This is a genomic window from Nocardia goodfellowii, assembly GCF_017875645.1.
GTDB classification, from domain to species: Bacteria; Actinomycetota; Actinomycetes; order Mycobacteriales; family Mycobacteriaceae; genus Nocardia; species Nocardia goodfellowii.
Genome location: NZ_JAGGMR010000001.1, coordinates 2,054,323 through 2,061,791 on the forward strand (window position 1 = coordinate 2,054,323; position 7,469 = coordinate 2,061,791).

General features: G+C 67.5%; 6 protein-coding genes and 1 pseudogene. 6 read left to right on the forward strand and 1 reads right to left on the reverse strand.

The window, feature by feature from the left end; genetic code table 11:
• Window positions 1-33 precede the first annotated feature (33 nt).
• The gene (gene mftR2 / locus BJ987_RS09145; RefSeq protein WP_245365877.1) at window positions 34-672 is read right to left on the reverse strand and encodes a mycofactocin system transcriptional regulator MftR2; all 639 of its coding nucleotides are present in this window, start codon (window positions 670-672) and stop codon (window positions 34-36) included.
• A gap of 250 nt (window positions 673-922) precedes the next feature.
• On the opposite strand from mftR2, the gene mftA reads away from it, so the two are divergent.
• The 6 genes and pseudogenes from mftA (at window position 923) to BJ987_RS09170 (ending at window position 7,140) form a co-directional block, all read left to right on the forward strand.
• A complete protein-coding gene (gene mftA / locus BJ987_RS09150) occupies window positions 923-1,024 on the forward strand; it encodes a mycofactocin precursor MftA (RefSeq protein ID WP_209898101.1) in 102 nt (33 codons plus the stop codon).
• Between the two features lie 13 nt (window positions 1,025-1,037).
• Window positions 1,038-1,280 (forward strand): annotated as a pseudogene (gene mftB, locus BJ987_RS37980) (mycofactocin biosynthesis chaperone MftB); the annotation flags it as partial.
• A 96-nt stretch (window positions 1,281-1,376) separates the two neighbouring features.
• A complete protein-coding gene (gene mftC, locus BJ987_RS09155; RefSeq protein WP_372446930.1) occupies window positions 1,377-2,588 on the forward strand; it encodes a mycofactocin radical SAM maturase in 1,212 nt (403 codons plus the stop codon).
• 197 nt (window positions 2,589-2,785) lie between these two features.
• Complete coding sequence (gene mftF / locus BJ987_RS09160; RefSeq protein WP_209886810.1) at window positions 2,786-4,189, forward strand: mycofactocin biosynthesis glycosyltransferase MftF; 1,404 nt, start codon at window positions 2,786-2,788, stop codon at window positions 4,187-4,189.
• Between the two features lie 5 nt (window positions 4,190-4,194).
• A complete protein-coding gene (gene mftG, locus BJ987_RS09165; RefSeq protein WP_209886813.1) occupies window positions 4,195-5,667 on the forward strand; it encodes a mycofactocin dehydrogenase MftG in 1,473 nt (490 codons plus the stop codon).
• A 120-nt stretch (window positions 5,668-5,787) separates the two neighbouring features.
• On the forward strand, window positions 5,788-7,140 hold the full coding sequence (locus BJ987_RS09170; RefSeq protein WP_209886816.1) for a GAF domain-containing protein: 1,353 nt from the start codon (window positions 5,788-5,790) through the stop codon (window positions 7,138-7,140).
• The last annotated feature ends 329 nt before the right edge of the window (window positions 7,141-7,469 follow it).

Below are 7,469 nucleotides of genomic sequence, written 5' to 3' on the forward strand. Positions count from 1 at the left end.
GCCTTACAGCCAAAACTAGAACGTGTTTCAGTTTCATCGTACGTCGGGGTCCGGCTGCCGGACAAGCTGAGCCTCGAGACCGGCGACGAGCACCTCCATGCCGAAGTCGTAGGCGTAGCGGCCGCGCAGGTCGGTGATGTACTTCGTGGCCCGCTCCACCACCTCCGGCAGCGCCACGTCCGAGATGGGCGATCGGTCGCGCGGATTCACCCGGCTGCGGCCGAACAGGTAGGTGTGGATGGTGGCGTAGGCGGCGAGCACATTGCGGTCGTTGAACCCCGCCTCGGCCAGGATCTCCATGATCGCGGCGATCAGATCCAGCTGTTTGCCGAGCATCTGCTCGATCAGCACGTCGCCCAGTCCGGGATGCTTGCGCAACTTCTCGTCGATCTGGTCGATGAGCTCCCGCAGCCGCTGCTGCCAGGGTCCGGATTCCGGCGGTGGCTTGCGGACTCCGGCCAGGGCGGCGGAGGCGACGAGGTCCAGCAGTTCCCGTTTGTCGGCGACGTAGTAGTACGGCGCCATGGGGGAGACGCCCAGTTCGCGGGAGAGTCGCCGCATGGACAGTTTCTCCACGCCGTCCTCGCGAACCACACGCAACGCGGCCTCGACGATCTCCGGCTCCGACAGCGTATTGCCGCTCCCACTGGCCTGCATCCGTCCGACTCCCATGCCACCTCTGCACCGCGGGCGTGTGGCGCCCGTCACGTTCTGTTCAGCTGCTTTCCACCGGAAGTCTAGAGTGCGGTTCACGGGGGTGGTCCTCGCGCGGGGTGCTGGGGGCGGACTGGGGAGCATGGCCCGAGCCTGGGGAGGCGGCCGGGAACTCGCAAGGAACCGTCCCATCGATTGGAACGTGTTTCATTTTTGTACCGCTTCTGGCTATCGTGTGACAGGTACTACACATACGGAGGTTGTCATGATGCACACGTTCCACGCACCGAGCGACACCGAGAGCGCAGAGCTGGTCGAGGAAACCCTCATCGAAGAGGTCTCCATCGACGGCATGTGCGGCGTCTACTGATTCGGCGGTGATCATGCTCGATCTCGATACTCCGTGGCAGCTGCATCCCCGGGTGTCCCTGCGCCCGGAGCCGTTCGGCGCGCTGCTCTACCACTTCGGTACGCGCAAGCTGTCTTTCCTGAAGAACCCGAAGATCGTCGAGGTCGTGCGGTCGCTGCCCCAACACGCCACGGCGCGTACGGCTCTGGCGGCGGCCGGAATCTCCGGCGAACGCGCCGCGCCGTACCTCCGTGCGCTTGCGCAACTGGCCGAGGGTGAGATGATCGTCGGCGCGCCGGCGCGTGCGGCCGGCGCCGCGGGGCAGCTGAGCCCCGTGCTCGCGCCGGCGCGAGCCGTCCGGCCGGACGCGGGGGTGGTCCCGCGGTCGGACGGTGGCGCCGGGGACAAGGCCGTGCGGCTCATCGACCGGTTCGAAACCGGGCTGGCCGCACCCATCTGTCTGACCTGGGAGCTCACCTACGCCTGCAACCTGTCCTGTGTGCACTGCCTGTCCTCCTCGGGCCGGCGGGACCCGCGCGAGCTGACCACCGAGCAGTGCAAGGCGCTGATCGACGAGTTCCAGCGCATGCAGATCTTCTATGTGAACATCGGCGGCGGCGAACCCACTGTGCGGCCGGACTTCTGGGAACTGGTCGACTACGCGACCGCCCACGATGTGGGAGTCAAGTTCTCCACCAACGGTGTTCGGATCACGCCGGAGGTCGCACAGCGGCTGGCCGCGAGTGACTATGTGGATGTTCAGATTTCGCTGGACGGCGCCGACGCCGCGGTCAACGACGCGGTCCGCGGGCCGGGCTCCTACGACATGGCGATCCGGGCCCTGGAAAATCTCGCCGCGGCCGGTTTCCGGGACGCGAAGTTGTCGGTGGTGGCCACCCGCCACAACATCCCGCAGCTCGACGAGTTCAAGGCCATCGCCGACAAATACGGCGCCACATTGCGTTTGACCCGCCTGCGCCCCTCCGGCCGCGGCGCGGACGTGTGGGACGAACTGCATCCCACTCAGGATCAGCAGCGCGTGCTCTACGACTGGCTGGTGGCCAACGGAGAAGGCGTGCTCACCGGTGACTCGTTCTTCCATCTGTCCGCTTTCGGCGCGGCGCTGCCGGGTCTGAACATGTGCGGCGCGGGCCGGGTGGTATGCCTGGTCGACCCGGTGGGTGACGTGTACGCGTGCCCGTTCGCCATCCATGACACCTTCCTGGCCGGAAACGTGGTGTCCGACGGCGGTTTCCAGAACGTGTGGAGCACCTCGGAGCTGTTCGCCGAGCTGCGCACGCCCAGTGGCGGCGGCGCCTGCTCGAGCTGCGCGCACTACGACGCCTGCCGCGGCGGCTGCATGGCGGCGAAGTTCTTCACCGGCCTGCCCGCCGACGGTCCGGACCCGGAATGCGTGCAGGGATACGGCGAGGCGGCGCTGGCGGATTCGGGCCGCACGATTCCGCGCTCATCGGTGGACCATTCGCGCAAACCGGGGCGAAAGCCGCGCAAGTCGGGGCCGATTCCGTTGACGCTCACCACGCGCCGGCCGTCGCGCTCGTGCGACGAGAGTCCGCTGGGCTGAAATGTCCGAGTTGCCAGTGATGCGCTGGCATTGGGAAATTCGTGGGCCGACGCGCCGGACGCGTTCAATTGCCATTGGTTTGCTGAATGGTGGAATCTGCTCCGTGGCAATCACATCGCAACGCACTGGCAAAGAATTCTGTCCGATTCCGGGTGCCAATGATGCTTACGCGTGAAACTCCGCCTAGCATGCCTGGAATGCGCCAAGATCGTCTGCCCGATGGATTCGGGGTACGGATTGATCCACGAGTACGTGCGTACTCCGGGGGCCGCATCCTGATCGGCGGCTCGCCCGCACGGTTGCTGCGTCTTGCCCCGGAGGCGGCCGAGATGATCGGTGACGGGTATCTCGAGGTCACCGATCCGAAGTCCGCCAGCGTTGCCCGGCGACTACTCGATTCCGGTGTGGGCAATCCGCGCCCGCGGTTGCTGCCGTCGCTGGAGGACGTCACAGTTATCGTCCCGCTGTACAACAACGCCGAGGGGCTGGTCCGTTTGCTGGCGGCCCTGCGCGGGCACAACGTGATCGTTGTCGACGACGGCTCCGACCAGCCGGTGCAGATCCCGCGCAATCGCGGGACGCGCTGCCGGGTGACGGTGCTGCGGCACGATCGCCGGCAAGGGCCGGCGGCGGCGCGCAATGCCGGACTGCGGGCGGCGACAACGGACTTCGTCGCGTTCCTGGATTCCGACGTGGTGCCGCGCAGTGGCTGGCTCGAGGTCATGCTCGGGCATTTCAGTGATCCCGGTGTGGCGCTGGTCGCGCCGCGCATCGTGGCCCTGGATCCGGAGTCCACCACGCTGGCCCGCTACGAGCACACCCGCTCGTCGCTGGATCTCGGCCGCCGCGAGTCGGCCGTGCACTCGCGCGGGCTGGTGTCCTATGTGCCGAGCGCGGCGTTGCTGGTGCGGCGGCGGGCCCTGCTGGCCGAGGGCGGCTTCGACGAATCCATGCAGGTGGCCGAGGACGTCGATCTGTGCTGGCGGCTGGAGAAGTCCGGCTGGCGGTTGCGCTATGAGCCGGCCGCGCACGTGGCGCACGACCATCGCGTCTCGTTCCGATCCTGGTTCGGCCGCAAGATGTTCTACGGCACCGGCGCCGCACCCCTGGCGCACCGGCACGAACCCGGCATGGTGACGCCGTTGTCGCTGCCCACCTGGACGGTGGTCGCCGCGTTCCTGTTCGGCACGTTGTCCAAGTGGGGACTGTTCGGCGGGGTGATCACCCTGGTCACCGCGCTGGTGCGGTTGCGGCGCGTCTTCGCGGGGCTGGACAATCCGACCCGGATCGCGGCCATCTATCTGTCGCGCGGATTCTTTTCCGGCATATGGCGTTTGGCCTCGGCCGTGTGCCGGCACTACTGGCCGGTGACCTTGCTGGCGATGCTGTTCTCGCGGCGGATCCGCCGGATCGCCATCACCCTGGCGCTGGCCGACGGGCTGGCGGACTGGTTCACCCATCGCGATGCCGGTGGGCTGGATCCGTTCCGCTATATCGCCTACAAGCGCATCGATGACATCGCGTACGGGACCGGGCTGTGGCTCGGGGCGTACCGGGCGCGCAGCGTCGAAGCGTTGAAACCCACCGCGCCGCCACACTGACGGCGATGATCGACGCGGGAGCCGGAGCCGGCACGGTGATCGTCGGCGGCGGCACCGCGGGGTGTGTGCTCGCGGCCCGGCTCAGCGCGGACCCGGACCACATCGTGTGCCTGCTGGAGGCGGGCCCGATGTGGTCCGCCGCCGCTGAGCTTCCCGCGGATCTGCGCCTGGCCGGTCGTATGCCGATCGGGCCGGCTTCGCCCTGGGTGTGGCGGTATCCGGTGCGCCTGGCGGACGGGCCGGTAGCGGGAAACATCGTGCGCGGACGGGTGCTCGGCGGCTCCGGCGCGATCAACGGCGGCTACTTCGTGCGTGCGCTCGCGACGGACTTCGCGGCATGGGGTCGCCAGTGTCCGGAATGGACATTCGATGCGGTGCTGCCCGGGTTTCAGCAAATAGAGCGCGATCTTGATTACGGTGCGTTCCCCGGACACGGCGACAGGGGTCCGATTCCGGTTCGCCGTGCCGTAGATCCGGTACCAGTTAGTGTCGAATTCGCCACGGCGGCAGTGGCGGCGGGCTTTCCCGAAATACCGGACCTGAACGCGCTTCCGGCGGCGGTCCCGGAAACCGGAGTGGGGCCGGTGCCGTGCAATGTCGAAGCCGGAATGCGGGCCGGATCCGCGACGGAGTATCTGCTGCCCGCGCTGGCCCGGCCGAATCTGACCGTGCTCGGTTCGACAATGGTTACCCGCATTCGGTTTCGCGGCGCCCGCGTCGTCGGTGTGGACTATGTGCGCGACGGCCGGGCGGGCACTGTCACCGCGGAGCGAGTCGTGCTGAGCGCGGGTGCGGTGGAATCGGCGGCCCTGCTCCTGCGCTCGGGGATCGGGCCGCCGGAACAGCTTCGAGCGCTGGGCATTCCGGTGTTGCGGGCAGCGCCGGTCGGCGCCTGGTTCACCGACCATCCCGAGGTCGGTATCGAGTACCGCGGGGTGGCGGCGCCGGCTTCGGACACCGTCGCGCTGGAGTACGTACTGGCCTTGGACGATGTGGAAATCAGGCCGTACGCAGTGGGTTTCGGCCCGGATCCGAGTACGCGGCGGGTCGGTGTGGCGTTGATGCGACCGCACTCGGCGGGCGAGTTGCGGCTGGTCTCGGCCGACCCGGCGGTGCCACCCGATATCGAATATCGCTATCTCGCGGCGGAATACGATCGGGAACGACTGCGGACCGCGGTCGGCGTGGTAATGGAGGTGCTGCGTGGAATTCCGGCGACCGAGGTGCCGGAGACGCGACCGGATAATTCCTGGTTGCGCGCGAACCTCGGTACCTCGCAGCATTTGTCGGGCACCTGCCCGATGGGACCGGCGAGCGCGGAAAGCGCGGTGGTGGACCAGTGGGGGCGCGTGCACGGGCTCAGCGGATTGACGGTGGCGGATCTGTCGGTGGTGCCGGTGCCACTCAGCCGGGGGCCGCAAGCGACCGTGCTGATGATTGCCGAACGGGTCGCCGAGCATCTTCTCGAACGGATGTGAAAGACGCGCAGGTCACAAAAGTCGGGGAGCCTAACCGGATGTGACCTGGGAGACAAACCGGAATTTCCACCCTTTCCCCGGTATATGCGCCGGTAAAGTCAGTCCGGGAAAGAAAGGCAAATGGTCAGCAATCTCGCAGGTGGGCGGCCCCCACGGCACGGCGTCGAACCGGGCACCCAACTCGGCGCCCTGGAAGCCTATGCCGCACAGGCCCATGGATATCTCACCGCCGGTGACGACCAGCTGGCACAGCTGGCGGGTTTGCTGCGGCCGCTCGTGCTCGAATCCTGGCTGCGCAGTATGCGTGCCGGCCTCGACCCGATGGACCCCGGCAGCGAACGCGGTCTGCGTGGCGCGGATCTGCAGCGCTATCGCGAGGCGCACCCCATCGCGCCGCTGCTGCCGCTGATCGACAAACTGCTCGTACAGGACACTGCGAGAACAGGTTTGATCGTCGTGGTCGCTGACCAGTTCGGTCGCGTGCTCTGGATCCACGGCAATCCCGAGCAGGTCGCCGTCGCCGCCGAGATCGGCTTGCGTGCGGGCGACGACCTGAGCGAGCGCCGCGTGGGCGCCAACGCCGTCGGACTCGTGGTGCGCACCGATCGTGCGGTCTGGATCCATGGGCCCGAACACTTCCTGCATCGCATGCATCAGCTGACCGGGGCTGCCGCGCCGGTGCACGATCCGGACGGCCGCCTGGTGGGCGTGCTGATGATCGCGGGTGGCGTCCGGGTGGCCAAGCCGGAAATCCTCGCACTCGTCAAAGCCACCGCGACCGCGGCCGAAATGGACCTGCTGCTGAGCGCGATGCGCGCGACCCAGCACGGTGCCCGCGGGCCGGCGGCCGCCGAGTCCGATCGTCTCGGTCTCGAGGTGCTCGGGCTGGGGCAGCCGCAGTTGACCAAGGCGGGCGAGCGAGTTCCGTTGTCGCAGCGGCACGCCGAGATCCTGTTGCTGCTCGCCGAGCATGCCGAGGGCCTCGGCGCCGACCATCTGGCGCTGCTGCTCGACGACACCGATTTGGACAACGGCACCATCCGGGCCGCGATGTCGCGGTTGCGCACGGTGGTGGGGGCCACTGTGATCGGCTCGCGCCCATACCGTTTGCGGACGCATGTCGCAACCGATGTCGAGGCGTTGCGGGCGGCGCTGGATTCCGGTGATGTCGAAACGGCATTACGGCTATATGCCGGTCCGGTGCTGCCGCGCTCGACCGCGCCCGGCATTGTGGACCTGCGCGACGAATTGCGCGTGCGGTTGCGTACCGCCGTGCTCGGATCCGGCGACGCCTCCGCGCTACGGCGGTGGACCGCGGGTGCGGACGGGCGCGACGATGCCGCGGCCTGGGCTGCCTACCGGGCGACGGTTGATCGTGATTCGCCGCTGTATGCGCAGATCGAAGCCAAAATTCGGGTGCTCGACCGGCGGCTCGGCGCCGATGCAACGCGGATGCAACGTTCCGGCTCATAGTCTGCAGTTCTCACAGTGTCCCGGCTCACATCGGGACGTTCCGGGCCGCGTCGTGCCCAGGATTTCCGCTACATCCACGCCCTGGACAACCGACCAGAATATTTTGTTGGATTTAGTTCCTTTTTATTCACCGAAGGCCTACTGTTCGGTTTGCGCGGAACATGCGTGTGATGCAGGAAACACCGTCGCGGTTACGGAACCGGCCGCGGCGACCGAGTTGGAGGAACGGAATCCAGCGCTGGTGACACCGAGTCCCGCGCTCTCGCCGAATCATCTTTGATCCACGAGGCCTCGAGCCTCTGGTTCGCGCTGCCCGAAAGAAGGAGGCA